This window comes from Sphingopyxis alaskensis RB2256 (genome assembly GCF_000013985.1).
GTDB lineage: Bacteria > Pseudomonadota > Alphaproteobacteria > Sphingomonadales > Sphingomonadaceae > Sphingopyxis > Sphingopyxis alaskensis.
In genome coordinates this window covers 2,364,843-2,391,617 of record NC_008048.1, presented here as the reverse complement: position 1 = coordinate 2,391,617, position 26,775 = coordinate 2,364,843, and the positions used below count along the sequence as shown (strand labels likewise).

The following is a 26,775-nucleotide window of genomic DNA, read 5'->3' as shown; positions in this document are numbered from 1 at the left end:
CGGCCACAGGGCGGATTATTCCGCCGCGAGCAGTTCCTCGGCGCCGCCGAGGTCCACCGACACCAGGCGGCTGACGCCGCGTTCGATCATCGTCACGCCGAACAGGCGGTGCATCCGCGCCATCGTCACCGCATTGTGGGTGACGATCAGGTAGCGGGTGTTGGTTTCGCGCGCCATGCGGTCGAGCAGGTCGCAGAAGCGCTCGATATTCGCGTCGTCGAGCGGCGCGTCGACCTCGTCGAGGACGCAGATCGGCGCGGGATTGGTGAGGAAGAGGCCGAAGATCAGCGCGATTGCGGTCAGCGCCTGCTCGCCGCCCGACAAGAGGGTGAGCGTGCCGAGGCGCTTGCCCGGCGGCTGCGCCATGATTTCGAGCCCGGCTTCGAGCGGATCGTCCGAATCGACGAGTTCGAGATGCGCCTGCCCGCCGTTGAACAGCGTCGAAAACAGCCGCTGGAAATGGGTGTTCACCGTCTCGAACGCCGCGAGCAGGCGGACGCGGCCCTCGCGGTTGAGATTGCCGATCGAACCGCGGAGGCGATGCACCGCCTGCGTCAGTTCCTCGATCTCGGCGGCGTTTTTTTCGCGCTCGGCATCGAGTTCGGCGAGTTCGTCGGCGGCGACGAGGTTGACCGGGCCGAGCCGCTCGCGGTCGGCGACCAGCCGGTCGTGCGCCGCCGATTCGGCCTGGGGATCGCCGATGCTCTCGCTCTCGAACCCCGCCTTTTGCGGCAGCAGTGGCGGTGGGCATTCGAAGCGTTCGCCCGACAGGCGGCCCATTTCGACGCGGCGCAGCTCGGCATTTTCGGAGCGCGCGGCGGCGCCGGCGCGGGTTTCGCGCGCCGCGGCGACGCGCTCGCGGATCGCGTTCAGCGCGGTTTCGGCTTCGCGCAGCGCGGCTTCGGCGGCGCGCTCCTGCGCTTCGGCGGCGGCGACTTTTTCGCGCAGGCTTGCCTGCTCGGCCTCGGCGGCGGCGCGCTGTTCGGCGAGGCGCGCGGGGGCGTCGGCGAGCTTCGCGGCCTCGGCGGCGAGCGCATCGGCGCGCTTGTCCATTTCGGTGACGCGGCGCGCGGCCTCGCCCGCGCGGGCTTTCCAGCTCTTGATCTCGGCGCTGACGACCGCCTGGCGTTCGCTCAGCGCGGCGAGCGTGCGGTCGTGCGCGGCGAGCGCGTCGCGCGCGCTATTGGCGTTGGCGCGTGCACGGTCGGCGGCCTGTTCGCCGGCGGCGAGCGCGGCGCGCCCGATCGCTTCGTCGGGGAGCGCGGCGAGCGCGGCCTCCTGTGCCGCGAGTTGCGCGTCGGCGTCTTTCGCGGTTTCGGCGACCTCGGCAAGGCGGCGCGCGAGGAGCGCTGCGGCATCGCGGTGCCGGTCGAGCGCGGCCTGCGCCTGGTCGGCGGCGCGCAGCGCGGTGCGGCGCGCCGCGTCGGCGTCGGCGAGCGCCTTGCGCGCGGCGGCGGCGGCTTCGGTCAGCGCGGCCGCCTTGGTCGCGGCGGCTTCGCGGCGGTCGCGAAGTTCCTGCACGCCAAGTTCGACCGCAGGGCGCTGCGCCGCCAGTTCGTCGAGGCGGTTGCGGCGTTGCAGCCGCTCGGTCGCGGTGGCGCCGTCGCCGCGGGTGACGAAGCCGTCCCAGCGGCGCATGACGCCGCTCAAGGTGACAAGCCGCTGGCCGACCGCGAGCGGCTGTCCCCCGTCGGTTTCGGCGACCGCGACCTGCGCGAGGCGGCGCGCGAGCGCGGCGGGCGCCTGCACATGCGCGGCGAGCGGCGTCGTTCCAGCGGGAAGTGCGGGGTCGTCCCTGGCCGCGGCGGCGCCGGTCCAGCTGCGCGCGGCGGCGGGGTCGGTCCCGGCGTCGAGATCGTCGCCGAGCGCCGCGGCGAGCGCGGCTTCGTAACCGGGCTGGGCGCGGAGCCGGTCGAGGATGCGGTCGTCGTCGCTCTGCGCCGCGGCGAGCGCGCGTTCGAGCGTCGTCGCCTCTCCGTCGAGCGCGGCGAGCGCGGCGCGCGCCTCGGCGAGCGCCGCCTCGACGCGCGCGAGTTCGGTCGCGGTCGCCTCGCGCTCGGCCTCGGCGTCGTACAGCGCCTGTTCGGCGGTCGCGATGGCGGCCTCCGCAGCTTCGGCGGCCGCCAGGCTTTCGGCATGGGTGGCGGCGAGCGCGGCGCTGTCGCCGAGCGCGGCGATTTCGGCCTCGATGCGCGCCTTGTCGGCGGCGATGCGGCGCACTGCGGCTTCGGCGCTATCGCGCGCCGACGCGGCAATGCGGCGGTCGGCGGCCTCGCTCGCGGCCTTGGCGCGCGCCTGCGCGAGCGCGACCTCGGCATCGCGAAGGCGCGCCTGCGCGGCGAAATTGGCGTCGGCGAGCGCGGCCTTGCTTGCATCATGCCCGGCGATGTCCTGCGCCAGCGATTTGGTTTCGGCGTCGAGCGCGGTCAGCGCGGCATGGGCTTCGCGCGCGAGTTCGCCTTCGTGCGCGCGGTCGGCCTCGATGCGCCGCTGCTGCGCCGCGAGATCGTCGAGACGTTGCAGCGCGGCGCGTTCCTCGCTCTGCAGGCGCAGCTGCGTCGCGGTCGCTTCGGCGAGCGCATCGCGCCGCGCCTGCGCATCGCTGCGTGCGGCCGCGACGCGGGCGGCGACCTCGGCCTGCGCCTTGGCGATGGTTTCCAGCTCGTCCTGCGCAGCTTTTACCGCGGCCTCGGCGGCGTCGGCGTCGCGGCGCGCCTGATCGGCGGCGGCCGCCGCGTCGCGCCAGCGTGCATAGATGAGCCGCGCCTCGGCGATGCGGATGTCGTCCGAGAGTTTCTTGTATTTCTCCGCCGCGCGTGCCTGCCGCCGCAGCGTAGCCGCGCGCACCTCCATGTCGGCGACGATTTCGGAGAGACGCGTGAGGTTGGTTTCGGTGGCGCGCAATTTCTGTTCGGCGTCCTTGCGGCGGACGTGCAGCCCGGCGATGCCCGCCGCTTCCTCCAGCATCGCGCGGCGGTCGGTCGGCTTGGCGGCGATGACATTGGCGATCTTGCCCTGGCTGACGAGCGCGGGGCTGTGCGCGCCGGTCGCGGCGTCGGCGAAGATCAGCGCGACGTCCTTGGCGCGCACGTCGCGGCCGTTGGCGCGATAGGCGCTGCCCGCGCCGCGCTCGATGCGGCGGATGATTTCGAGGTCGTCGCCATCGCCGCCGTCGGACAGACCCGCGACGAGCGCGCCTTCGGTATCGCAATGGAGCGCGACTTCGGCAAAGTCGCGCGCGGGCCGCGACGAGGTGCCCGCGAAGATGACATCCTCCATGCCGCCGCCACGCATCGATTTGGGCGAGGACTCACCCATCACCCAGCGGATCGCTTCGAGGAGGTTCGACTTGCCGCAGCCATTGGGGCCGACGACGCCGGTCAAGCCGGGCTCGATGCGCAGTTCGGTAGGTTCGACGAAAGATTTGAAACCGGTGAGGCGCAGCCGCTTTATCTGCACGGGGAGGCCCCGTGCAGATCATCGAATCGGAGCTGGTGCAACCTGAGCGTCACATATCCCCCATGGAGCTGTCATGCCGCGCGGTGGGGGGGTGTGCAAGCCCATAAGCCCCTCCCCTGAAGGGGAGGGCGAAGGAGGATCAGCGCGCGCCCATCGTGCGCAGGCGGTCGCGCAGCGGGCCCCAGGCGGCAATGCCTTCGGCGACCTGACCGTTGATCACAAAGGTGGGCGTGCCGGTGATCTGATATTTCTCGATTCCCGCATTGGTGCCCTTTTCGACCGCCTCGACATTTTCGACCTTGCCGAGACATTGCTGGATCGTCGTCGCGGGCACGCCGCGCTGCTGATAGAATTGGTCGATCCCCCATGTTTTCGCGAGCGCGATGAAGCGCTGCGCGGGCGGCAACTGCATCGCCGCCTCGATTCCCGGCTGCGGCTTCGACGCGCCTGCGATGAAGGCGTCATGTTCGAGGAAGGTCGCGTCGGCGAGCGGGAAGAAGCGGTCGGGACCGGTGCATTTGACGATCGCGCCGGCGATCGCGTCGATCGGGTGGAGCATGAAGGGCGTCAGCTTGTACGACACGCGGCCGGTGTCGACGAAATCGCGTTTCAGTTCCTCGTGCGAATCCTTGGCAAACTGGGCGCAGTGCCCGCAAGTGAAGGCGCCGAACTCCTCGAGCTTGATCGGCGCTTCGGGGTTGCCCATCACGACGCCGTCGCCATCGACGCGGACGACCTGCGACCAGCTCTTGCCCGCAGGCGGCGCGACCTTGGCGATCACCTCCTGCTCCTTGGCGGAATCGGCGCCGCCGCCGCAGCCGGCCAGCGCGAGCGCGCCGAGCGAAGCGAGAAGGGCGATGCGAAGCGATGCGGTCATATATTCATCTCCACGGGTTCGGGAATGCGGGGTTTCTACGCAGCCTTGAGCGCGGCGTCGAGTTTCGATTTGAGCGCGGGCCAGGCGACGACATCGGCGCGCTGGCCATTGATGAAAAAGCTGGGCGTGCCGGTGACGCGGTCGGCGGCGCGGCCAATGTTGGTCATGCCGACAAGCTCGGCCTGCGCGACTTCGCTGTCGAGGGCGGCGGTGAGCTGCGCCTCCGAATAGCCGCGCGCGCGCATCAGCGCGGCGAGGCCGGTGTCGGCCGCAATCCGGCGCGCGCGCTGCGCCACGCTGCCCTCGAACCAGCTGGACTTTTGCGCGTCGGTGGCTTTCTGAACCCTGGCGATGAAGGTCGGGAAGGCGGCAAAGATCGCCTGATGATTGTCCGTGAAGGCGCTGGGGCCGCCGACGCGCGCGAGCAGCGCCGCGGTCATGTCGACGGGATCGCGCACGAGGTTGCGATATTCGAAGCGGACAAGTCCAGGGTCGATATATTGCGTCCTGAGCGGGAGTGACGCCGCCTTCGCGAAATCGGCGCAGACGTGGCAGGTGTAGCTGAAATACTCGACCAGCCGCAGCTTTGCCGCGGGATTGCCGACGATATAGGCGCCGATCGGGCTGGTCGTCACCGTTCGCGACCAGGTCGTTCTGGCGGGCGTGGCGGCCATCAGCGTCAGCGCGGCGCCCGAAAGCGCAAGCACCGCGGTGCGGCGGTCGAGAAGCGGATCGTCGAAAGCGGACATGCTGTTGGCCCTAGCTGATCTTGGGGAGCCGCGGCGGCGCCGCGAGGCCCGCGGCCATGCGTTCGAGCACGGTGCGCAGCTCCGGGTCGCCAATGTCGCGCAGGCTGTCCCCCAGTTCGGCGGGTACGGGTTTCAGCATGGCTGGCGGCTGAACGGGGGCGGCGGGAGTGACCTGTCCATGCGTCATGCGGACGGTGGCGATCGCGGCATAGCCGAAGAAGCGGTTGACCGCGGCGACGATGTCGGGCGCGACATGCTGGAGCATCGGCGCGTGTGCGCCGCTGATCGTCAGGTGCAGCGTCCCGCCCGCCTTTTGCCCCACGGGGAAGCGGATCATCGCGGGCTGCGTCACGTCGGCGAGGCGGTCGCCGACGATCTCGCGCCAGCGGCTGACCACCGACGACTGGACGAAGCCGAACTTGCGAAAGGCGGTGCGGCCGATTTCGGGGACGAGATCGGATATCGCGCGCGCCTCGCCGCCGCGCGGGCGCTCGTAGCGGCGCGCGGGCGCCTTCGCGGGTTTTGCGCCGACTTTGGCGCCGCCCTTCGTCTTCGCCTTTTTGGCGGGTGCGTCGTCTCCCGTGGGTTTCGTCATACCCGACGCCATGCCATAGGCGGGGGGTGAGCGTCCAGACTATCGGCATGGAATCGCCCCTCCCCTTCAGGGGAGGGGTTGGGGTGGGGGCCATCGGCCTTGCGCAAGGCCGATGGCCCCCACCCGCTGCAACCAGGCAGCAAGCTGCCAAGTGTCGCTGCCCTCCCCTGAAGGGGAGGGGTTTATGAGTTTTTCTGCGCGGCTGCTCGGCTGGTACGATCGGTCGGCGCGCGTGCTGCCGTGGCGGATCGCGCCGGGGCGCGCGGAGGTGCCCGACCCCTATCGCGTCTGGCTGGCCGAAGTCATGCTCCAGCAGACGACGGTCGCTGCGGTGGCGGGTTATTTCGCGCACTTCACGGAGCGTTGGCCGACGGTCGCCGATCTGGCCGCGGCCGGCGATGCCGAGGTCATGGCGGCGTGGGCAGGGCTTGGCTATTACGCCCGTGCGCGCAACCTGCTGGCCTGCGCGCGCGCCGTCGTCGCCGAGCATGGCGGATGCTTTCCGGACAGTGAGGCGGGGCTGCGCGCGCTGCCGGGGATCGGCGCCTATACCGCCGCGGCGGTGGCGGCGATCGCCTTTGGCCGCCCGGCGGTCGTCGTCGACGCCAATATCGAGCGGGTGATCGCGCGCCACCGGTGCATCGAAACGCCGCTCCCCGCCGCGAAGCGCGCGATTCGCGACGCGCTGGCGCCGCTGGTTCCGGGGGATCGGCCGGGCGATTTCGCGCAGGCGCTGATGGACCTCGGCGCGACCCTTTGCACGCCGCGCGCGCCCGTGTGCGCGCGCTGCCCGATCGCCGCCGACTGCCGCGCGCGCGGGCGCGCCGACATCGAGCGGCTGCCGGTCAAGCCGCCGAAGAAGGCCAGGCCGCGCCGCCACGGCGTTGCCCACTGGATCGAGCGAGACGGCGCGATCTGGCTGGTGCAGCGGCCGGGCAAGGGGATGCTCGGCGGGATGCGCGCGCTGCCCGGCGGCGAATGGTCGGACGAGCCGCCCGGCGAATCGGGAATCGTCCGCGTCGACCATGGTTTCACCCATTTCGACCTGACGCTGGTTCTCGTCCGCCGCGAAACGGCCGATGCCGCAGCGGAAGGCATCTGGTGGCCGATCTCGGACCTTGACGCCGCGGGGCTGCCGACGCTCTATCGCAAGCTGGTGGTCAAGATGCTGGAGAGAGACGCATGAACATGATGGTGACGCGCCGCGCGTTGATGGGCGGCATGGCGCTCGGTGGCGCCGCGGCGCTGCTGCCGCGCGCCGCCTGGGCGTGGCGCGCCGAGGGCGAGGCGCTTTATCCTGCGACGAGCGCCTTCATCCGGAGCTTCGTCGAGCGCCGCGAACTCACCGGGACGCTCGCCGCGATCGGCAAGGGGCAGGAAGCGCCAGTTTTCATCGGCGCGGGGATTCAGTCGAACGGCACGCCGACGCCGGTCGGCCCCGACACGATCTGGCGCCTCTATTCGATGACCAAGCCGGTGACGGGCATCGCCGCGATGCTGCTGATCGAGGATGGCAAGATGCGGCTCGACCAGCCGATCGCCGATTTCCTGCCCGCCTTTGCCAATATGAAGGTGCAGAACACCCCGGATGGATCGCTCACCGACGTGCGCCCCGCCAAAGGCCCGATCACGGTGCGCCAATTGCTGACCCACACCGCGGGGCTGGGCTATAACATCATCCAGAAGGGGCCGATCAAAAAGGCCTATGACGATGCGGGCATCGTCGGCGGGCAGGCGAGCCGCCTGCCGATCCCCGGCCTGGCGCCCGTAACCCCCGCGCCCAGCCTGGCGGCGATGGCCGACCGGCTGGCCGAGCTGCCGCTCGTCTATGAGCCGGGGACCAAGTGGAGCTATTCGATCAGCCTCGACCTGATGGGGCGGTTGATCGAGGTCGTGTCGGGGCAGGCGTTCGATGCCTTTCTGAAGGCGCGGCTGTTCGACCCGCTCGGCATGACGAGCACGGGGTTCATGGTCGCGGCGAAGGACGTGCCGCGCTTCACGAGCAATTACGCGCCGTTCGGCGGCGCGCTCATCCCCTTCGATCCCGCGCCCAGTTCGATCTATCTCGACCCGCCGCCCTATCCGTTCGGCGGCGGCGGGCTGGTGTCGAGCGCGCGCGACTATGACCGATTCCTCGCGATGCTGCTGGGCGAGGGCGAAACCGGCGGGGTGCGCGTGATGGCGGCGGACACCGCGCGGCTCGCCATGTCGAACCTGCTCGACGACAGCGTCGATCGCAAGGGGACGTTCATCGACGGGCAGGGCTTTGGCGCGGGCGGGCGCGTGTCGCTGCCGTCCTCGCCGGGAGGCGAGGGGATTTTCGGCTGGGCGGGCGCGGCGGGGACGATCGGCTTCGTCCACCGGCGGCTCGGTTATCGCGCCGCCGGCTATACGCAGATCATGCCACCCGATGCAGTGCCCTTTCAGGCGAAGTTCGGCGAGACTTTCTTTCGCGACGTGACCGCCTGATGCCGCTGCCGCTCGGCTTCACCGGCGCGCGGCTCGACCGCGCCGACCAGCTTCGCACCAATGAAGCCGCCTTTGCCGCGGCGCTCGCCGATCCGCGCGCGACCTGCCTCGCGCTCGACGGGATCGACTTTGTTCCGGGCGAGGGTGGCGGATTGCGGTGGCAGCCGCTCGACCCCGCCGACGAGCGCGCGCCGATACTGCTGGGCATCGACGAGGCGGGCGCGCCGCGCTTCGTGCGCGAGGCGGCGGCGGGGGTGCGCGTCGATGCGCGCTCGCGCACGGTGATGCGGCTGCTGCCGCTGCTCTCCACCGAGGAAGCGGCGCTGTATGGCGGCGCGCGCAGTCTGGTCGACTGGCACGCGCGGCATCGTTACTGCGCGGTGTGCGGATCGCCGACGGTGCTGATTCGCGGCGGCTGGGGGCGGCGCTGCGGCAACTGCAACGCCGAACATTTCCCGCGCGTCGACCCGGTGGTGATCATGCTCGCCGAATATGGGGACCGCGTACTCGTCGGGCGCCAGCCGGGCTTTCCGCCGCGCTTTTTCTCGGCGCTCGCGGGCTTCGTCGAGCCCGGCGAATCGCTGGAGGAAGCGGTCGCGCGCGAATTGTTCGAGGAGGCAGGCATCCATGTGTCCGAGGTCACCTATGTGGCGAGCCAGCCCTGGCCCTTTCCTTCCTCGCTGATGATCGGGTGCCGCGCGGTCGCGACTGGCGCGGCGCTGACGCTCGATACGACCGAGATCGAGGCGGCGATGTGGGTCGACCGCGCCGAGGTGCACGCCGCGCTGGCGGGCGACATGGGCGCGCCGTTCATGGCGCCGCCGCCGCTGGCGATTGCGCGCTATTTGCTGGAGGATTGGGTGGGGTAGCGGGGAAGGTTCGACGCTTAGGCGGTTTGGGTTGGTGCGTGGTCGTTCCAATCGACCGTCGCCCCCGCGAAGGCGGGGGCCGTCCTCGGCCTTGTCCCGCGTCGCTGCTTAATCCGACAGCGGCCCCCGCCTGTGCGGGGCGACGGCTAGGTTCGGTCGTTAGCGGCCATAGCGGCCAACGGTCATTATGAAGGCAGGTGCCTAACCCCGCTTGCCTGTAATCCGGCTGATTTCCTTCGCCACCATTGCCTCGACCAGCGCGGGCAGATTGGCGTCGAGCCATTCTTTCAGCATCGGGCGGAGCGCGTCGAGCACGACCTCTTCCATCGTGCGGCCCGCCGCGGCCGGCGCGGGGGCGGTCGCCGCGGCAACCGCGGGCGCGACCACGGCGGTCAGCGCCTCGAGCGACTGGCGCGCGGCGTCGGCGCTCGCTTCGGAGACAAGATCGTCGTCAGCGGCGGGCGCGTCCCCGGAAACGGACGCGGCCCCGGAAACGGACGCGGCGCGTTCGTCGCGATCCTGAAGGTCGAGAATATCGTCGGCTTCGGGGACGCGAATCTCGCGCGCGGCGCCGGGCGCCTCGTCGCGGGCGATCACGCGCCGAATCGACGACAAGATGTCTTCCATCGACGGTTCCCGCGACATATCGCCCATACAAGCCCCCTAAACCATCGCGATTACCGGATGGTTAACCCTTGTCTTAAAGATTCCGGGCGACCTTTGCCAAGCTTTATTGTGGCGTGGGCGCGGGCGGCCCTTCGGGGATGGCGGCGTCGGCGGGCGGGACGGCGCGCGTGTCGGTTGCGACCTGTTGCGGCGCCGGATCGTCTGCCCAGTCCCACAGCTGCCCCTTCACGCGGCGGTAATTGACCTCGGGGTCGTAGAGCGCGCCGCCCTCGATCCCCAGATCGCGCGCCTCGGCCTTGCCCATCGCGGCGAGGAGCGAGAAAGCGGCGACGTAGCTGTTGCGCTGCGCCGAAACAAGCTGGACCTGCGTGTTCAGATATTCCTGCTCGGCGTTCAATATGTCGAGGATTGAGCGCGTGCCGACGCTGTTTTCGGCGCGCACCCCCTCGAGCGAAAGCGCGTTCGCGCCGACCGCCTGCCGCGTCGCGGCGATGATGCGCTCGTTCGCCTGCCATGCGGCATAGGCGCCGCGCGTCTGGGCGATCACGCCGCGTTCGACCTCGACATATTGTTCGATCGCCTGGCTGCTGCGCGATTGCGCCTGCCGGACCTGCGCCGAACGGCGGCCGGCGGTGAAGATCGGCAGCGTGACCTCGACCCCCGCCGCGGCGCTCGACGTTTCCTGCGTCACGCTGACGCCGGGAACGCCGCTGTTCAGCGAACCGAGGAAATTATTGTAACCGCCGCTGAGGATCGCCGACACCCTGGGCGCGCGGCTCGACTTGGCGGTGCCGATGTCGGCGCGCGACGCCTTGACCTGCTGGTCCGCGGCCTCGATGTCGGGGTTGTTGTCCAGCGCGATCGCGACAGCTTCCTCGGCGGTGGCGGGCAGGTTGGGCAGCGGCGGCGGCGGCTCGAGATCGACCGGCGCTTCGCCGACGAGCCGGATATAGGCTTCGCGGCTGGCGATCAGATTGGCTTCGGCGGTCCTGAGGTCGCCCTCGGCGAGCGCGAGGCGCGCCTCCGACTGGGCGACGTCGGTGCGGGTGAGGTCGCCGATTTCGAAGCGGTCGCTCGTCGCCTGTAAATTGGTGCGCAGCACCGCGACATTTTTCTGGTTGAGCTGGACGATCGCCTGGTCGCGGATGACGTCCATATAGGCGCCGACCACCTGCGAAAAGATGCTCGCCTCGGTCGCGCGCAGATTGGCCTGCCCCGCCTCGACGCGATATTTCGCCGCGCGCACCGCGTTGCGCACCGCGCCGCCCTGATAGATCGGAACGGTCAGCCGCGCGCCTGCCGTCAATGATCGCGCGGGCGAGTTGAACGCATTGCCGGGGATGATCAGATTTTCTTCATAACTCGCCTGCGTGCCGACTTCGGGCAGGCCGCGGCTTTTTTCGATCGGCACATTTTCGTCGGCGGCGCGCTGGCCCGCGCGCGCGCCGGTCAGCGTCGGATTGTTTTCATAGGCCTTGGCGAGTGCCCCCTGGAGGGTTTCGGCCTCGGCCGCCATCGGCAGCATCAGCGCGCTGGCGGCGAGGCCGGCAAGCCAGCGGGCACGACGAGGGCACGGTTTCTTGTCGCTATCGGTCATCGTGGTGTCAGCCTGAAACAAGGAGGGGGAGGGACAGCTCAGAAACGGAAGCCGGTCGGGGCGGCGAAACCGGGCAGCGGCGCAACGTCCATGTCGGCAAAGCTGCGTAGCGCGACCGCACCGCCCGCCTTCACCCCCTGGACGAGCCGCGAGACCGCGCCTTCGCGCCGCGCGGCGACGATGCGGCCGCCCTCGGCGAGCTGCGCGGCAAGCGCGTCGGGCAGCACTTCGATCGCGCCGTCGATGATGATCCGGTCATAGGGGGCGGCATCGGGCGCGCCGGCGGCGAGCGGCCCCTCGATCCAGCGGATGTTGGCGTCGGCGGTCGCCGACCTGGCGATGGCGAGCAGCGCGGGCGCTTCCTCGACCGCGTGGACTTGCGCACCCAGGGCCGCGAGCAGCGCGGCGGTGTAGCCGGTCGCGCCGCCGACGAGCAGGACGCGCATCCCCGGACGGATGGCGGCGGCGACGAGCATCCGGCCGGTGACGAGCGGAGGATTGAGCATCCGTCCCTCGCCCAGTGCGATCGCGCGGTCCATATAGGCGACGCCGGCAAGCGCGGCGGGGACATGCGCCTCGCGCGGCACCGCGCCCATCGCCGCGACGACCGCGGGGTCGGTGACGTCGTTCGTCCTCAATTGGCTGTCGATCATGGCGGCGCGCATTTCCGCCGCCGTATATTCGCTAAACCTCGTCGCCATCAGCCTTGTTCCGATTCCCTGGAGCCTTGATCCTTTGCGACCGCTCTAGCCGAAGCGATGCTGTATTGCAATAGTAATACAGCCCGGCGGTCCGCTGCCGCGCGCATAGCCCGGCGGAACAGATGCGCCAACCCCGCATCGCGCCGCGTCGGGCGCGAATGGAACAGGTGGCATCGTGACAAATTGCGAAATGAACGGATTGCATTGCGAAACGAGCGCGGCTAGGGGCGCTGAAACCACGCAAATCTGCGCTGAGGCCCGATGGCGGAGTGGTGACGCAGCGGACTGCAAATCCGTATACGCCGGTTCGATTCCGGCTCGGGCCTCCATAATTTCTTTGGCGCAACGTCGCGGCGATCGGAAGATTCGGTCATGGCCCGCGGCATCGCGCGCATCGGCAAAGGATCATTATCGCACCGCGATCGCGGTCGGCGGCCATGCGCTGAACGGCGACGTGGGGACGGGGCTCGGCCGAACCCGCGCGGCGCTGGACTTTTTGCGACGGCTAAATTATATACCAGTCGTTATGGAAGTTGACACCGCCACCAACGCCGGGTCGCAATCCGCGGCGCAGGGCGGATCGCACAAGGGGCGTCCGCGCGAATTCTGCGTCGATGCGGCGCTCGCCGCGGCGCTGCGCGTCTTCTGGTCGAAGGGCTATGAAGGCGCGTCGATGGCCGACCTCACCGAAGCGATGGGGATCACCAAGCCCAGCCTCTATGCCGCCTTCGGCAACAAGGAGGCTCTCTTCAACAAGGCGCTCGACCTTTATGAGCGTGAAAAGCTCGACTATATACAGGCCGCGCTCGCCGCGCCGACCGCGCGCGGCGTGGCCGAACGGCTGATGCGCGGCGCGCTCGACATGTACACCTGTCCCGAAAATCCGAACGGCTGCCTGGGCGTGATCGCCTCGGTCGCGTGCGGGGCGGAGGCCGAGTGCATCCGCCAGGCGGTGCTCGAACGCAGCGCCGCGGCAAAACGCGCGATACTCGACCGGCTGACGCGCGCCAAGGATGAGGGCGATTTTCCCGAAGACACCGACCCCGAAGGACTCGCCGCCTTCCTGATGGCGGTAAACCAGGGCATGTCGGTGCAGGCGGGTGCGGGCGCGACGCGCGCCGAACTCGAACGGCTGGTCGAAACGAGCCTGAAATTGTGGCCGGGGCGCTGAACGGGGCATTTTATCGTCGGATCCGGCACCCGTGGTTCGGGTAACGGTCCTAAAAAGATTATTTTTACTGGTCGGTACAAAATGCGCTTGACGCCGCGCAGCGCAATTTATATACCAATCAGTATACAAAGATAGGGCTCTCCCCCCGGAGCGTCCGCCGTGCGACCAGCGCGCGGCGGACATCCCTCCATCGACGCCGAGCGGAGCTTTGCCGGGATGACGAAGCTATGCTTCGGCGCACCCATCACACCATCGTTTACGCGGCTTTTACCAGTCCCGGCGCATAGGATTGACCGATATTCGTGGCTGGGGATAAATGATGGACAGCATGCGCGGGCTGCTTGCGGGCAGCCACGGTCAGGACGACGAGGCGATCGACGCGCCTGCGGCTGTCGGCGTCGACGAACGGCGGATGCAGGTGCGGGCCTATAATTACTGGGCCTCGCTGCTCGCCGACCGCGCCTATCCCTCGGTCGAGGATCTCGACCTCGACCGCGCGGATTTCGGTCCGCACGCGGTCCTGCTCGATTTCACGCAGGGCATCGACAACCCCGGCATCGCCTTCCTTGGCGAGCGGCTCCGCGACGAGTCGCAGATCGACGAGAATGTCCATTATATCAGCCAGATACCGGGCCGCTCGCTGCTGTCGCGGCTGACCGACCATTATCTGCAGATCATCGCCAATCGCGCGCCGATCGGCTTCGAGGCCGAGTTCGAGAGCGATCGCGGGGTGACGATCATGTATCGCGGCATATTGCTGCCCCTGTCGTCCGACGACGACACGATCGATTTCATCATGGGCGTGATCAACTGGAAGGAAGCGGTTCCCGCCGAGCAGGAAGAGGAATTGCAGCTCTCGGTCGAACAGGCGCTGCGCAGCGCCGCGCCGCTGACCGCGCCCGTTCCGGTGTGGGCCGATGGCCCCGATTCGCTGCATCTCGATGCGGATTTGGGCGCCGATGTCGCGCCGGGTTTTGCTGCGCTGGACGCAAGCGCCGAGCTGTTCGGCGATGCCGAAGGCACAGGCGACGCCGATGACGAGGGGGGTGTCGCCGCCGATCCGGGGGCCGATGCCGAGCTGGCCGACTGGCTGGCGCTGGCGCGCGCAACCGCCGAACGCGCGATCGCCGCCGACTGCCGCAGCCGCAGCGCGCTCTATCAGGCGGTCGGCAAGGCGTGGGATTTCGCGCTCGCCGCCGAGGAGCAGCCCGAAGCCTTTGCCGCGCTGCTCGACGATGCGGGACTGACCGCGCAGGCGCGCGCACCGATGACCCCGGTGGTCAAGCTGGTCTTCGGCGCCGCCTATGACAAGACGCGGCTGGCCGAATATGCCTGCGCGCTGGCCCACGCGAAGGAAGAGGGTATCGCGCGCGGCGCGCTAGCCACCTATCTCGATCGTTATCCGGGCGGGCTCAAGGGGCTGGTCAAGGATGCCCGCGCGCGGCGCAAACCGACGGCGGCAGCTGACCCGTCCGACACGCGGCTCGACGCGCTGCGCCGCGCGCAGCCCGCGGTGATACTGGAGCATGACGCGGGCGACGCCGAATTCGTCGTGCTGATCGCACGCGCGATGCCGGGCGGGCATGTCGGGATCGTCGCCAAGGCGGCCGACGATCCGGCGCTGGTCGCGAAGCTCGCGAAAAAGGCGGTTGCGATCACGTCTGGCGGTTGACGCAGCCCGTGTAACAGACGACCCCAAAGTTGAAATAATTTTACGCGAACGCGCGAACGAGGCCTTGAGCCGCGCGCGCCGGAGGCGCATAGGGGGCGGCAGCGAACGGACCCCCGCCGATCGTCGGCAGGGATCCCCCTCTTTGGTTCGGGATGCTGCACTTTATGCCCAAGACTCTGTCCGACACACCGGAAACGGACACGCCGACCACCCCCGTCAAAATCCCTGCAAAAATCGCCGCTGCCTATCTGAGCGCGCTCGAGGGCAGCGCGCTCCCCGGCGAGGGCGACGACCTGGACCGCGCCGCGCTTGCCGAGGCGAGCCGGTTCGCCGCGCGCGCGGCGCTCGAGCGGGCCGCCGGGAGGCCGTCGCTGCTGCTCGAACCGATCGCCGCCGAAGGGCCCGACCGCCGGATGCGGCTGGTCATCATCAACGACGACATGCCTTTCCTTGTCGATTCGACATCGCAGGTCGTCGCGGCGCAGGGACTGGTTGTCCACCGTATCCTCCACCCCGTCATCGCGGTGAAGCGCGACGCCGAGGGGCATTTGCAGGAAGCCGGCACGGGCGACATCCGCGAATCGGTCATCTATATCGAACTCGAACGCGGCGACGCGCGCGCCCGCCGCCGGTTGCTCGACGCGATCGAGGCGGCGCTGCGCGATGTGCGCGCGGCGGTGCGCGACTGGCGCGCGATGCGCGCCGCGATGCTGGCCGATGCCGCGATGCGCCTCGAGGGCGAGGGCGCCGAACTGTTGCGCTGGTTCGAGAGCGGATTCATGACTCAGCTCGGTCACGAATGGCGCACGCGCGACGGCCGGATGCACGAACCGCTGGGGATCAGCGAGAGTGCGGATAGCGAGCTGCTGTCGCCCGCCGCGCTCGCTGCCGCCTTTGACTGGTTCGACGGGCAGGTGCAATCGGGGAGCGCACCCGCGCCGTTGCTCATCAAATCGAACCGCCTGTCGGCGGTGCATCGCCGCGTGCTGCTCGACCTCATCATCGTCCCCGAAATCAAGGGCAAGACGGTCGAGCGCCTGTCGATCCACGCGGGGCTGTGGACGAGCCAGGCGCTGTCGACGCCGCCCGCCAAGGTGCCCGTGCTGCGCGCGCAGCTCGATGCGCTGATGACCAAATTCGGTTTCGATCCCGCGGGCCATGCCGGCAAGGCGCTCGCGCACGCGCTGACTGCGCTGCCGCACGATTTGCTGATCGCGTTCGACGCCGCATCGCTCGAGGAGCTGGTGCTCACCTCGATGTCGATCACCGACCGGCCGCGGCCGAAGCTGGTGATGGTGCGCAGCGCGCTCGGCCGCCATTTGTTCGCCTTTGTCTGGCTGCCGCGCGACGAGGTTTCGACGGGGCGCCGCATCGCGGTCGAGGCGATGCTGGTGCGCGAGGCGAAAGCGGGCGTGATCGGCTGGACGATGGTGCTCGAGGACGGCGGCGCGGCGCTGCTGCGCTACACGCTCGATTTGCGCAGCGGCGGGGTCGTTCCCGATACCGGGGCGCTCAACGCACAGCTCGAACAGATGGTGCGCGGCTGGCAGCCCGAGGTCGAAGCGGCGCTGGCGCGGCGCGGCGATCCGGGGCGTGCCGCGGCGCTCGCGGCGCGTTTTGCGCCTGCTTTTCCGCCCAATTACCGCAATCTTTACAACCCCGAAGAGGCGGCGCGCGACATTCTGCGGCTGCGCGATCTCGATGCGGCGAACCCGCGCAGCGTCCGGCTGGCGAAGAAAAGCCTCGATGGCGACGACCGGCTGCGGCTCAAGGTCTATAGCGCGGTCGGCCCGCTCGCGCTGTCCGACGTCGTCCCGGCGCTCGAACATTTCGGCTTCGAGGTGCTCGAGGAAATCCCGACCGCGCTCGGCCCGACGCGCTCGCCGGGCGGCGAGGGTGACGATGACAGGCCGATCGTGATTCACGATTTCACGCTGCGCCTGCCCGTCAATGTCGACGAAATGGCGCTGACGCCCTTTACCGCGACGATCGAGAAGGCGATTGCTGCAGTGCTCGACGGGCGCGCCGAAAATGATGCGTTCAACCAGCTCGTGCTCACCAACCAGACCGATCCGGGCGCGATCGTCTGGCTGCGCGCCTGGTTCCGTTACCTGCGGCAGGGCGGATCGGCATACGGCATGGACACGGTGGTGAGCGCGCTGCGCCACGCGCCGACGCTGACCGCGGCGCTGATCGAGCGGTTCCGGGCGCTGCACGACCCGAAGGTGCATGACGCGGCGCGCGCCGAAGCGCTCGATGCCGAGATTCAGGCAGGTTTCGCAGGCATCAAGTCGATCGACGAGGACCGCATCCTGCGCCTTTTCCATGCGGTGATCGGCGCGACGCTGCGCACCAACGCCTTTGCCCCCGCGGCGGCCGAGGCGCTGGCGTTCAAGATCGACAGCGCGCAAATCCCCGGCCTGCCCAAGCCGCTGCCGTGGCGCGAGGTCTGGGTCTATTCGCCCCGCGTCGAGGGGGTTCACCTGCGCGCCGGGCCGGTCGCGCGCGGCGGGCTGCGCTGGTCCGACCGCCGCGACGATTTCCGCACCGAGATATTGGGGCTGATGAAGGCGCAGCGCGTGAAGAATGCCGTCATCGTGCCGACCGGCGCCAAGGGCGGCTTCTATCCCAAGGCGCTGCCCGACGTGTCGCTCGACCGCGACGCCTGGTTCGCCGAGGGCACCGAATGCTACCGAATCTTCATTCGCTCGCTGCTGTCGATCACCGACAACCTCGTCGGCGGCAAGGTGGTGCATCCGGCTGAGGTCGTGATCCGCGACGGCGCCGATCCCTATTTCGTCGTCGCCGCCGACAAGGGCACGGCGACCTTTTCCGACGTCGCCAATGGTCTCGCGATGGAGCGCGGCTTCTGGCTCGGCGATGCCTTTGCGAGCGGCGGGTCGAAGGGATATGACCACAAGGCGATGGGGATCACCGCCAAAGGCGCGTGGATTTCGGTGCAGCGCCACTTCGCCGAAATGGGCATCGACGTGCAGAGCGACACGATCCGCGTCGTCGGTTGCGGCGACATGTCGGGCGACGTGTTCGGCAACGGGATGCTGCTCAGCAAGGCGATCAAGCTTTGCGCCGCCTTCGACCACCGCCACATCTTCCTCGACCCCGATCCCGATCCGGCGAAGAGCTGGAAGGAGCGCGAGCGGATGTTCGGGCTCCCGCGTTCGAGCTGGGACGATTATGACAAGAAGCTGATCTCGAAGGGTGGCGGGGTCTTTCCGCGCAGCCAGAAGAGCATCCCCCTCTCCCCCGAGGTGCAGGCATTGCTTGGCCTGTCGGTGAGTGAAATCGATCCAAGCTCGCTGATTTCGGCGATCCTGACGGCGCCGGTCGACCTCTTGTGGTTCGGCGGCATCGGCACCTATGTAAAGGCGGCAAGCCAGAATAATGCCGAGGTCGGCGACCCCGCGAACGACGTGCTGCGCGTCGATGCCGAGGATTTGCGGGTGAAAGCGGTCGGCGAGGGCGCGAACCTGGGCGTCACGCAGGCGGCGCGCATCGCCTTTTCGGCGAAGGGTGGGCGGATCAACACCGACTTCATCGACAATAGCGCGGGCGTCGATTGTTCGGATAACGAGGTCAATATCAAGATCGCATTGAACCGCGAGATGGCCGAAGGGCGGCTGTCGCAGGACGATCGCGACGCGCTTTTGCTCCGCATGACCGACGATGTCTCGGCGCTGGTGCTCGAAGACAATCGCCTGCAGGCGCTCGCGCTGTCGATCGCCGAAAAGGGTGGATCGGCGGCGGTGCCGTCGCTGGTGCGGATCATGGAGACGTTCGAGGGGTCGGGGCGCCTCGACCGCAAGGTCGAAGGGCTCGCCGCGAACGACGAACTGCTCCGCTGCGCCGCCGAAGGGCGCGGGCTGACGCGCCCCGAACTGGCGGTGCTGCTGTCGACCGCAAAGCTGGCCTTGCAGGATGCGATCGAGGCGAGCGACCTGCCCGACGATCCCGCGCTGGCGCGCGACCTGGCCGCGGCCTTCCCCCCGGAGATGCAGCGCGATTTCGCGGGCGCGATCGCCGACCACCAGCTGCGCCGCGAAATCATCGCGACCAAGGTGGCGAACCGCATCGTCAACCGCATGGGCATCGTCCACCCGTTCGAACTGGTCGAAGAGGAAGGCTGCGCGCTCGGTGATGTGGCGGCGGCCTTCGTCGCGGTCGAACGGCTGCTGGGAATGCCCGCGATCTGGAGCGAACTCGACGCGGCGAAGATCGACGAGGGCATCCGCCTGTCGCTCTTTTCGCAGGCCGCGGCGGCGATGGCGTCGCAGATGGCCGACCTGCTCCGCGTGACGCAATCGCTCTCGCGCCCCGGCCCGGTCGTCGCGCGGCTCGAACCCGGCGTCGACCGTCTCAACGCCAGCGTCGACGGACTGCTCAGCCCCTCGGTGCGGCGCCAGTGGGAAATGCTGACGCAGCAATTGCTCGACGCCGGCGCGCCCGAGGCGCTGACCGCGGCGGTCGTGCGATTGTTCAAGACCGACGGCGCGATCGGCATCGTCGATCTGGCCGAGCGCCGCGGCGATGACGAGGTTGCGGTGACGCACGCCTTCACCCATCTGGGCGAGGCACTGGGGCTCGACTGGGCGCAGACGCTCGCGGCGCATATGAGCCCCGCCGACCCGTGGGAGCGGCTGCTCGTCAACAGCCTGGCGCGCGATTTCCAGCAGATGCGGCTGGCCTTCCTTGGCGGATTGCCCAAGGGCGACCTCGACGCGGCGGTGACCAAATGGCTGGCCGACCATGCGCCGCGCGTCGAACAGTTCCGCGCCACCGTCGACCGCGCGCGGATGATCCCGAATCCCAACGGCGCGATGCTGTCGCATATTGCGGGGCAGGCGCGCGGATTGCTGGCGCGGTAGCTTGAGCCCTCTCCCCTTCAGGGGAGAGGGTTGGGAGAGGTGAAGTTCCCAGACCCCTCTCCAACTCCGGCTAGCGAACAGGTTCGCAAGCCTCCATATCCTCTCCCCTGAAGGGGAGAGGGCATCGCGAGATCCACCCATGCCTTATCAGCCCCGCGTCGCGATCCTTGTCCCGGCGCCCGACTATGAGGAAAAATGGCAGCCGGCCTTTGCGCGCAAGGCGGCGGCGCTGACCGCGGCCGGGCTGATCGTCGAGCAGCGCGTGTGGACCGATCCGGGCGACCTCGCGGGGCATGATCTGGTGCTGCCGCTTTTCGCCTGGGGGTATCAGCGCAACGTCGCGGCCTGGTATGGCCTGCTCGACCGGCTGGGGGACGAGGGGCTGCCGGTGGTCAATCCGGTGCCGGTGCTGCGATGGAACAGCGACAAGGCCTATCTTGCCGATCTGGCGGCCAAGGGCGTCGCGGTGGTGCCGACGGTCGACGTGGCGGCGCTCGATGCCGCGGCGCTGGCCGATGCGTGCGCGAGGCTGGGCACCGAAGAGGTCGTGATAAAGCCCGCGATTTCGGGCGGCGCCGACGGCACGCACCGGATCGCGCCCGGCGCCGCGATTCCCGCCGACGCGCTGGGACAGCGCCGCCTCGTCCAGCCCTTGATGCCCGGCATCCTGACCGAGGGCGAAGTCTCGCTCTTCTTCTTCGGTGGCCGCTTCAGCCACGCGATCGTCAAGCGCCCCGCGGCGGGCGATTTTCGCGTGCAGGAACAGTTCGGCGGACGCGAGACGGCATGGGAAGCAAAGGATGCGGCGCGCACACTCGCGGCGATGGCGCTGGCCGCGGCGCCGCTTCCCCCGGCCTATGCGCGTGTCGACATGGTCGGCGATGCGGCGGGACGCCTGCATCTGATGGAGCTTGAACTGATCGAGCCGTCGCTGTTCCTTCACCATGCGCCCGACAAGGGGGCGGCGTTTGCCCAGGCGGTTTACGCCGCGGTCTGATCGCTGCGGCGATGCCACAGCCATTGGCGGATCGCCGAAGTGAGGTTCGGCGGATCGTCCGCCTCCATCCGCTCGACATCGATGCGCGCGACGAGCGCGTTGACGGGGAGCGCCAGCCGCGTCGCTTCGGCCTCGAGCGCCTCCCAGAAAACGGGTTCGAGGCTGATCGAGGTGGGGTGGCCGGCAATGGTCACCGAGCGTTTGACGGGCGGGTGGAGGGGTTGGTCCGTCATGCCTCTGCTTAGCCGTTCGCATCGAGCGAAGTCGAGATGCCGACGAAGCCGGCGCCGGGGGTGGGAGCGGCGGCAAAGCCGCCGCTTGCCGTCAGACGGGTTCGGCGACTTTCGGATCGCCGCCCGCTGGCCGTGCCGGGCCGTGGCTGCGCCCTCGGCCCGTCAATACATATGCTGACCCCCATTGATCGACATCGTCGATCCGGTGATGAAGCCCGCATCCTCGCTGCACAGGAAGGCGACGCCGCGCGCGATTTCGTGCGCCTGGCCCAGGCGCCCGACGGGAATCTTCGCGACGATCTTTTCGAGCACCTGTGGCGGCACCGCGGCGACCATGTCGGTGTCGATATAGCCGGGCGCGATCGCGTTGACCGTCACGCCCTTTTTGGCGCCTTCCTGCGCCAGCGCCTTGGTGAAACCGTGGATGCCCGACTTGGCGGCGGCATAATTGACCTGGCCGTACTGGCCCGCCTGTCCGTTGATCGAGCCGATGTTGACGATGCGGCCCCAGCCGCGTTCGACCATGCCGGGAAAACAGGCCTTTGCCATGTTGAAGCAGCCGCCGAGATTGACGCGCATCACATCGTCCCAATCTTCATAGCTCATGCGCGCGAGGGTGCCGTCGCGGGTGATGCCGGCGTTGTTGACGACGATGTCGATCGGACCCACCTCGGCCGCCACCCGTGCGCAGCCGTCGAGGCACGCCTGATGGTCGCCGACGTCCCATTTATAGGTTTTGATCCCGGTGCGTTCGGTAAAGGCGCGCGCCTTTTCGTCGTTGCCGGCATAGTTGGCGACGACCGTGGCGCCCTGTTCCTGAAGCTTCAGCGAAATGGCTTCCCCGATCCCGCGGCTGCCGCCGGTGACGATTGCAATGCGTGCCATCGATTCATCTCTCCCACAGATTTGAATCGATGATTAGGGCGCGGCGGCATGGCCCGCAAGTTGACCGGAACGTCAATCGCAAAACTGTTCAGCGAACCAGTCGCGCCCGCGCTTTGGCAAAGTCGCCGATCGCGAGGTCGGCACTGGCAATCGTGACAAGCAGCGTCTGATCGTCACCGAAGCGTCGGCTCATCAATCCGCTCGTCGGCAGCGCGAGCAGGACGGGATCGCCGTCGCATTCGCCGCCCGTGCTCGCCATTTCGCGTGTCGCGAGGCCCTGCCACAGCGGCTCGAAATGCGCGCGCGCGGGCGCCGAGAGATTGGCGGGATCGGCGCACCATGCGTGCTTCGCGCGGTCGAAGAGCATCATCCGATAATCGCGCACCCAGAGGTCGGCGTCGGCGCGGTGCGTCGTCAGCGGCAGCGTCACAAGCTCGAAGGCCTCACTGCCATCGGGGTTTGTCGTGCCGATGAACCGCGCCCACGGAATCGCATGGAGCGCCGCCATCACCGCAGCCGCATCGCCGGGCGAAAAGGGATCGCGCACCGCGCTGTCGTGGATGATGCCGATGATCTCCGCAGCGCGCTCGCGCGCTTCGCGGTTGATCGCGATGCAGCGTTCGATCGCGTCCGCCGGGGCGGTACCGCCGACGGGTTCGCTCACCAGCCGGTCGAGGCGCGATTCGAGGATCGCCGCCATCGCGGTCAGGCTGCCCCAGTCGAAGGGGTGGAAGGCGGGGTCGGCGATGTCGTAGCCGCGGGTGTCGAGATCGTCAGGATCGCTTCGGCGCGGGTCGGCATCGACGGTGTCCGCGGCGACAAGATCGACCGGCCATTGCGGAAAGGCGCGCACGGCAAAGGACAGGAGATCGCCGCCGGCGAGGGCGCCGTGCGGGCTGAACCAACCTTCGGCGTCATTGAGCGCATAGGGCGGAGCGAGTGGCGGCCCCGGTTCGCCGACGTGGACCACACGCACGTCGGGCCGGTGGCGATGGATGAAAAAGGCGAGCGCGCCGCGCCGCGGCCCGCGTCCGCCCCACAACTCGCGGGGCAGGTCGGCGCAGCCGAGCTGCGCAAGGAAATCGGCGGGCTGGTCGTCGATCCGCGGCCAGGCCATGCCCGTCGCCAGCCGCGGGCGCCCGCCAAGCCAGCTGTGCGTCGAAATGGCATCGCGCAGCGGGATCTGCGGAACGAGGTGCAGCGTGAGCGGCGCGGCGCGCGTCTCGCCGATCGCTTCGCTGGCGGATGCTTCGACTTCGGTTGCCACTGTTTCGATAGCCGCTTTGGCCACGACATCGACCGGAATGTCGGGTTCATGCGCATCGTCGATGGTCAGATCGCGCGGCGGTTCGAGCGGCGCTTTGCCGCTCACCCGCGCAAGCCGCGACGGCGCGATCTCGACGTCGGCGATTTCGGGCGCCTTGCGCGACAATTGAGACAAGCGGCGCTCGCGGGGCGCCCTTGGTGCGCGTGGCACGACCGGCGACGATGTGACGGGGCGGCGCGCCCGCCAGATCGCAAAGGCGACCAATAGGCCCAGCAGCAGCATCGCTGCGAGCATCAAGGCGGCCGATTCGACCTCGTTCATTGCATCACTCCAACGGGCGACGCCGCGCCGGATCGGCGCCACGATGGAGTAATTTAGCGCATCGACCTAAACAGTTGGTAAGCGACGGCGCGTCAGATCCAGCCCGCCAGCTCGCGGCGGACGAGCGCCTCGATCATCGCCATGCCGGGAGCGTCGGCGTTGAGGCAGGGGAGGTAGGCGAATTGCTTGCCCCCCGCCGCCATGAACTGTTCCTTGCCGCGCATCGCCAGCTCCTCGAGCGTTTCGAGGCAGTCGGCGGCAAAGCCCGGCGCAAAGACCGCAACGCTCTTGCCCGCCGCGCCCAGCGCTTCGAGCCGCGTATCGGTCGCGGGTTCGAGCCATTTGGCGCGGCCGAAGCGCGACTGGAAGGCGACCTCGACGGGGCGACCGAGCATGTCCGAAAGCAGGCGCGCGGTCTTTTGGCACTGGCAATGATAGGGATCGCCGAGATGGAGCGTGCGCTCGGGCATCCCGTGAAAGCTCGCGAGCAGCACGTCGGGGATGAAATCGAGCGTCGCAAGCCCCGCTTCGACCGAGGCCTTCAGCGCCGCCAGATAGGCGGGATCGTCGTGGTAAGGCGGCAGGAAACGCAGCGCGGGCTGCCAGCGCAGCGTCTTCAGATGGTCGGCGGCGGCATCGACGACGGTCGCGGTCGTCGCCGCGCAATATTGCGGATAGAGCGGCGCGACGAGGATGCGGCGGCACCCCGCGGCAGTCAGCGCGTCGATCGCGCGGCCGATCGCCGGTTCGCCGTAACGCATCGCATAAGCGACCGCGACGCCTTCGCCGAGCGCGCCTTGCAGCGCCGCCGCCTGTGCGCGGGTGATCGCGGCGAGCGGCGAACCGTCCCCGGTCCACACCTGCGCATAGGCGTGCGCCGATTTTTTCGGCCGTGTCGTCAGGATGATGCCGCGCAGGATCGGCTGCCACAGGATTGGCGGGATTTCGACGACACGCCGGTCGGACAGAAATTGTCTGAGATAGCGGCGCACCGACGGCGGATCGGGCGCGTCGGGGGTGCCGAGGTTGACGAGCAGCACGGCGACGCGGGGCGGCCGAACGGGAGGATGATCGGGGGGCAGGGTCATAGCGGGTGCCCCGACAGCGGGATGCGGCGAATGCGGCGGCCCGTCGCGGCGAACATTGCGTTGGCGATCGCGGGGGCGACGACGGGCACGCCGATTTCGCCAAGCCCGCCGGGCTCGCGGTCGCTGTCGACAAACTCGACGAGGATTTCGGGCGTCTGAGACAGGCGCGGCAGGCCGAGCTGGCCGAGCTTGCGCGCGGTGGCAAGCCCGCCCTGATAATCGGTCGTCGCGCCGACCGCGGCGGCGAGGCCAAAGATCAGCCCCCCCTCGACCTGTTGACGCGCGATCGCCGGATTGACGAGGCGGCCCGCGTCGACGACCGCGACCAGTTGTTCGACCTGCAAACCCCGGTCGCTTGGCCGCGCGGTCGCCATCAGCGCGATGTGGCTGCCGCGCATCGAGTGGCAGGCCAGCCCCTGCGCGCTGCCCGCCAGCCCGCCCTCCCAGCCACCGAGGCTGGTGGCGGTGAGCAGGCAGCGCGCGAGCAGCGGCGCCTCGCCGAGCATCGCCATGCGATAGGAAAGCGGGTCCGACCCGGCGCGCACCGCCATTTCGTCGACGAAACATTCGGTAAAGAAAGCGGTATAGCTGTCGGCATTGCCGCGCCAGCGCCCCGTCGGCAGGCCGATGTCCGCCGGGCAATGATCGACCGCCCGGTTGGGGATGGCATAATGCTTCGCGGCGCCCTCGACCGCCGCCGCATCGGCGCGGCCGGCGGCGGCGCGCTGCGCGACGTCGGCGGGGCTATTGTCGAACAGTCGCGCGCGCACCTCATGGTTGGTCGAGGGGACGGCGATCCGCGCCACCAGCGCGTCGATCCCGCCCGCGGCGTTGAGCGTTGCGGTAAGTTTCGCCCGCGCGGGCGCGCGCGGCGGCAGGCGCATGATTTCCTCGGCCCGCGACCAGGCGAGCTGGACCGGGCGTTTGATTTCAAGCGCGATGATTGCCGCCTGTACCGCGACGCTGTGATCGAGGCAGGCGTCGAACGAGCCGCCCGCCATCATCGGGAACAGCGTGACGTCGGCGGCGGGCAAGCCCGTGGCCCGCGCAACCGCGTCGCGGCACTGCGTCGGCGCCTGCGTCGCGACCCAGAGCCGCAGCCCGCGGCCATCGGGCGCGGCGGTCGCGCTGCGCGTTTCGATGGGGGCGTGGAGTGCGGGCGCGACGGCATATTCGGCGGCGATGCGCGTACGCCCCTCCATCGCTTCGCCGACGTCGCCTTCGCTGACGATGCGAAAGCCGTCGGCCTTCAGCGCGGCCTTGAGGGCACGGTCGATACGATCGGTCGAGATCGGCGTGCCCCGGGTTTCGAACACCGGCGCAAAGCGGTCGAGCGCGCGGTTCGCCGCCCACCAGTTGCGCGCAACGGCGGCAACCCAGCGTTCGTGCGTCACGACATGGAGCAGGCCGGGCGAAGCGAGTCCCGCCGTGCGGTCGATGCCCGTCAGTCGCGTCGCGCCGAGCGGTCCCTGGCGGATGGCGGCGAACACCATGTCGGGCAGGCGGATGTCGGCGGCATAATTGGCCGACCCGTCGACCTTTGCGGGCAGGTCGAGCCGCGTCAGCTCCTTGCCATAGAGCGGGTCCGGCGCAGACGCGCGGTACATGGGTTCGGCGGGCGGTTCGAAGGTCGCCGCCGCAGCCGCGACCTCGGCAAAGCGCAGACGCTTGCGCCCGTGGATGACAAAGCCGTCCTGCGTGTCGCACTCCTGCCAGTCGGCGTCCCAGCGATCGGCGGCGGCCATCATCAGCAGTGCGCGCGCCTGCGCCGCGGCGGCGCGGCACGGTTCCTCGAACATCCGCACCGACGAGGAATTGGCGGTCAGCATCACGGCGTTCCGCACGGCCCACTCGCGGCGCACCCAGCGGCGCACGTCGGACACGAAATCGGGGACGAGCGCGCGCGGCGTAAAGACCGCGCTGTCCTCGTCGACCAGCAGCGTGTTGGTATAAAGGGGACTGATCGGCGCGCTTTCGACCGCGATGGTGCGCCAGTCGGCGCCCAGTTCGTCGGCCATGATCTGTGGCAGCAGCGTGGTGACGCCCTGACCCATTTCGCACTGCGGGACGATCGCGCTGATCCGCCCGTCGTCGCCGATTTTCAGAAAGGCGTTGAAGACATGCTCGCCCGGTGCGGCGGTGAGATTCGGCTGGTAGTCGCGCGGCCACAGGCCCCATGCGATCGCGAGGCCGCCCGCCGCGGTCGCGCCGACGAGCATCTGGCGGCGGCTGACGTGCGGCAGCCGCGATTTGCGCTTTCCAACCCTGTCGCGAATGCCCGCCATCGCCGACGCTGATAAGCGGGGCGAGTTGCG

General features: G+C 69.1%; 19 protein-coding genes and 1 tRNA gene. 8 read left to right on the top strand and 12 right to left on the bottom strand.

Annotated features, from left to right (window positions below; genetic code table 11):
- Positions 1-15: 15 nt before the first annotated feature.
- The 4 genes from smc to SALA_RS11545 all read right to left on the bottom strand — a co-directional run bounded on the left by smc (position 16) and on the right by SALA_RS11545 (position 5,680).
- Positions 16-3,459 carry a chromosome segregation protein SMC gene (smc, locus tag SALA_RS11560; RefSeq protein WP_011542555.1) on the bottom strand — a complete coding sequence of 1,148 codons (3,444 nt, stop codon included), beginning with the start codon at positions 3,457-3,459 and terminating at the stop codon, positions 16-18.
- Between the two features lie 139 nt (positions 3,460-3,598).
- Positions 3,599-4,336 carry a DsbA family protein gene (locus SALA_RS11555; protein WP_011542554.1) on the bottom strand — a complete coding sequence of 246 codons (738 nt, stop codon included), beginning with the start codon at positions 4,334-4,336 and terminating at the stop codon, positions 3,599-3,601.
- Positions 4,337-4,371: 35 nt separating this feature from the next.
- Positions 4,372-5,085 (bottom strand): thioredoxin domain-containing protein, encoded by a 714-nt coding sequence (locus SALA_RS11550; RefSeq protein WP_011542553.1) that lies wholly within the window; start codon positions 5,083-5,085, stop codon positions 4,372-4,374.
- A 10-nt stretch (positions 5,086-5,095) separates the two neighbouring features.
- Positions 5,096-5,680 (bottom strand): DUF721 domain-containing protein, encoded by a 585-nt coding sequence (locus SALA_RS11545; protein WP_041384075.1) that lies wholly within the window; start codon positions 5,678-5,680, stop codon positions 5,096-5,098.
- Positions 5,681-5,864: 184 nt separating this feature from the next.
- Here SALA_RS11545 and SALA_RS11540 point away from each other — a divergent pair, with 184 nt between their 5' ends.
- Genes SALA_RS11540 through nudC form a run of 3 tightly spaced genes read left to right on the top strand, consistent with a single transcriptional unit; the run spans position 5,865 to position 9,018 of the window.
- Positions 5,865-6,866, top strand: a complete 1,002-nt coding sequence (locus tag SALA_RS11540) for an A/G-specific adenine glycosylase (RefSeq protein WP_011542551.1) — start codon at positions 5,865-5,867, stop codon at positions 6,864-6,866.
- Positions 6,863-8,149 (top strand): serine hydrolase domain-containing protein, encoded by a 1,287-nt coding sequence (locus SALA_RS11535; RefSeq protein ID WP_011542550.1) that lies wholly within the window; start codon positions 6,863-6,865, stop codon positions 8,147-8,149. The genes SALA_RS11540 and SALA_RS11535 overlap by 4 nt, the downstream gene beginning before the upstream one ends.
- The gene (nudC, locus tag SALA_RS11530; protein WP_011542549.1) at positions 8,149-9,018 is read left to right on the top strand and encodes an NAD(+) diphosphatase; all 870 of its coding nucleotides are present in this window, start codon (positions 8,149-8,151) and stop codon (positions 9,016-9,018) included. The genes SALA_RS11535 and nudC overlap by 1 nt, the downstream gene beginning before the upstream one ends.
- A 201-nt stretch (positions 9,019-9,219) precedes the next feature.
- On the opposite strand, the gene SALA_RS11525 is transcribed toward nudC, so the two are convergent.
- The 3 genes from SALA_RS11525 to SALA_RS11515 form a co-directional block, all read right to left on the bottom strand.
- The gene (locus SALA_RS11525; protein WP_011542548.1) at positions 9,220-9,645 is read right to left on the bottom strand and encodes a DUF2497 domain-containing protein; all 426 of its coding nucleotides are present in this window, start codon (positions 9,643-9,645) and stop codon (positions 9,220-9,222) included.
- A 103-nt stretch (positions 9,646-9,748) separates the two neighbouring features.
- Positions 9,749-11,242, bottom strand: a complete 1,494-nt coding sequence (locus SALA_RS11520) for a TolC family outer membrane protein (protein ID WP_011542547.1) — start codon at positions 11,240-11,242, stop codon at positions 9,749-9,751.
- A 38-nt stretch (positions 11,243-11,280) separates the two neighbouring features.
- Complete coding sequence (locus SALA_RS11515; RefSeq protein ID WP_011542546.1) at positions 11,281-11,943, bottom strand: protein-L-isoaspartate O-methyltransferase family protein; 663 nt, start codon at positions 11,941-11,943, stop codon at positions 11,281-11,283.
- Between the two features lie 255 nt (positions 11,944-12,198).
- On the opposite strand from SALA_RS11515, the gene SALA_RS11510 reads away from it, so the two are divergent.
- The 5 genes from SALA_RS11510 to SALA_RS11490 all read left to right on the top strand — a co-directional run bounded on the left by SALA_RS11510 (position 12,199) and on the right by SALA_RS11490 (position 20,666).
- Positions 12,199-12,272 (top strand) — tRNA-Cys (locus SALA_RS11510).
- A 197-nt stretch (positions 12,273-12,469) separates the two neighbouring features.
- Positions 12,470-13,114, top strand: a complete 645-nt coding sequence (locus SALA_RS11505; RefSeq protein WP_011542545.1) for a TetR/AcrR family transcriptional regulator — start codon at positions 12,470-12,472, stop codon at positions 13,112-13,114.
- A gap of 319 nt (positions 13,115-13,433) precedes the next feature.
- The gene (locus tag SALA_RS11500) at positions 13,434-14,786 is read left to right on the top strand and encodes a PAS domain-containing protein (RefSeq protein WP_011542544.1); all 1,353 of its coding nucleotides are present in this window, start codon (positions 13,434-13,436) and stop codon (positions 14,784-14,786) included.
- 164 nt (positions 14,787-14,950) lie between these two features.
- Positions 14,951-19,669 carry an NAD-glutamate dehydrogenase gene (locus tag SALA_RS11495; RefSeq protein ID WP_011542543.1) on the top strand — a complete coding sequence of 1,573 codons (4,719 nt, stop codon included), beginning with the start codon at positions 14,951-14,953 and terminating at the stop codon, positions 19,667-19,669.
- Between the two features lie 139 nt (positions 19,670-19,808).
- Positions 19,809-20,666 (top strand): ATP-grasp domain-containing protein, encoded by an 858-nt coding sequence (locus tag SALA_RS11490; protein WP_011542542.1) that lies wholly within the window; start codon positions 19,809-19,811, stop codon positions 20,664-20,666.
- On the opposite strand, the gene SALA_RS11485 is transcribed toward SALA_RS11490, so the two are convergent.
- The 5 genes from SALA_RS11485 to SALA_RS11465 all read right to left on the bottom strand — a co-directional run bounded on the left by SALA_RS11485 (position 20,651) and on the right by SALA_RS11465 (position 26,745).
- Positions 20,651-20,899 carry a ribbon-helix-helix domain-containing protein gene (locus tag SALA_RS11485; RefSeq protein WP_011542541.1) on the bottom strand — a complete coding sequence of 83 codons (249 nt, stop codon included), beginning with the start codon at positions 20,897-20,899 and terminating at the stop codon, positions 20,651-20,653. The genes SALA_RS11490 and SALA_RS11485 overlap by 16 nt on opposite strands.
- A gap of 162 nt (positions 20,900-21,061) precedes the next feature.
- Positions 21,062-21,784 (bottom strand): acetoacetyl-CoA reductase, encoded by a 723-nt coding sequence (phbB, locus tag SALA_RS11480; protein WP_011542540.1) that lies wholly within the window; start codon positions 21,782-21,784, stop codon positions 21,062-21,064.
- A gap of 88 nt (positions 21,785-21,872) precedes the next feature.
- Complete coding sequence (locus SALA_RS11475) at positions 21,873-23,372, bottom strand: DUF1963 domain-containing protein (RefSeq protein ID WP_011542539.1); 1,500 nt, start codon at positions 23,370-23,372, stop codon at positions 21,873-21,875.
- A gap of 92 nt (positions 23,373-23,464) precedes the next feature.
- On the bottom strand, positions 23,465-24,460 hold the full coding sequence (gene hemH, locus SALA_RS11470) for a ferrochelatase (protein ID WP_011542538.1): 996 nt from the start codon (positions 24,458-24,460) through the stop codon (positions 23,465-23,467).
- The gene (locus tag SALA_RS11465; protein ID WP_011542537.1) at positions 24,457-26,745 is read right to left on the bottom strand and encodes a xanthine dehydrogenase family protein molybdopterin-binding subunit; all 2,289 of its coding nucleotides are present in this window, start codon (positions 26,743-26,745) and stop codon (positions 24,457-24,459) included. Before SALA_RS11465 ends, hemH begins: the two co-directional genes overlap by 4 nt.
- Positions 26,746-26,775 lie beyond the last annotated feature (30 nt).

Coding starts and splice junctions, on each gene's coding strand:
- SALA_RS11520 (WP_011542547.1), bottom strand. CDS start 11,242: ATGACCGATAGCGACAAGAAACCGTGCCCTCGTCGTGCCCGCTGGCTT.
- SALA_RS11505 (WP_011542545.1), top strand. CDS start 12,470: ATGGAAGTTGACACCGCCACCAACGCCGGGTCGCAATCCGCGGCGCAG.
- SALA_RS11515 (WP_011542546.1), bottom strand. CDS start 11,943: ATGGCGACGAGGTTTAGCGAATATACGGCGGCGGAAATGCGCGCCGCC.
- SALA_RS11475 (WP_011542539.1), bottom strand. CDS start 23,372: ATGAACGAGGTCGAATCGGCCGCCTTGATGCTCGCAGCGATGCTGCTG.
- SALA_RS11495 (WP_011542543.1), top strand. CDS start 14,951: ATGCCCAAGACTCTGTCCGACACACCGGAAACGGACACGCCGACCACC.
- SALA_RS11535 (WP_011542550.1), top strand. CDS start 6,863: ATGAACATGATGGTGACGCGCCGCGCGTTGATGGGCGGCATGGCGCTC.
- SALA_RS11500 (WP_011542544.1), top strand. CDS start 13,434: ATGGACAGCATGCGCGGGCTGCTTGCGGGCAGCCACGGTCAGGACGAC.
- SALA_RS11545 (WP_041384075.1), bottom strand. CDS start 5,680: ATGACGAAACCCACGGGAGACGACGCACCCGCCAAAAAGGCGAAGACG.
- SALA_RS11555 (WP_011542554.1), bottom strand. CDS start 4,336: ATGACCGCATCGCTTCGCATCGCCCTTCTCGCTTCGCTCGGCGCGCTC.
- SALA_RS11550 (WP_011542553.1), bottom strand. CDS start 5,085: ATGTCCGCTTTCGACGATCCGCTTCTCGACCGCCGCACCGCGGTGCTT.
- SALA_RS11525 (WP_011542548.1), bottom strand. CDS start 9,645: ATGGAAGACATCTTGTCGTCGATTCGGCGCGTGATCGCCCGCGACGAG.
- phbB (WP_011542540.1), bottom strand. CDS start 21,784: ATGGCACGCATTGCAATCGTCACCGGCGGCAGCCGCGGGATCGGGGAA.
- SALA_RS11485 (WP_011542541.1), bottom strand. CDS start 20,899: ATGACGGACCAACCCCTCCACCCGCCCGTCAAACGCTCGGTGACCATT.
- SALA_RS11465 (WP_011542537.1), bottom strand. CDS start 26,745: ATGGCGGGCATTCGCGACAGGGTTGGAAAGCGCAAATCGCGGCTGCCG.
- hemH (WP_011542538.1), bottom strand. CDS start 24,460: ATGACCCTGCCCCCCGATCATCCTCCCGTTCGGCCGCCCCGCGTCGCC.
- SALA_RS11490 (WP_011542542.1), top strand. CDS start 19,809: ATGCCTTATCAGCCCCGCGTCGCGATCCTTGTCCCGGCGCCCGACTAT.
- nudC (WP_011542549.1), top strand. CDS start 8,149: ATGCCGCTGCCGCTCGGCTTCACCGGCGCGCGGCTCGACCGCGCCGAC.
- SALA_RS11540 (WP_011542551.1), top strand. CDS start 5,865: ATGAGTTTTTCTGCGCGGCTGCTCGGCTGGTACGATCGGTCGGCGCGC.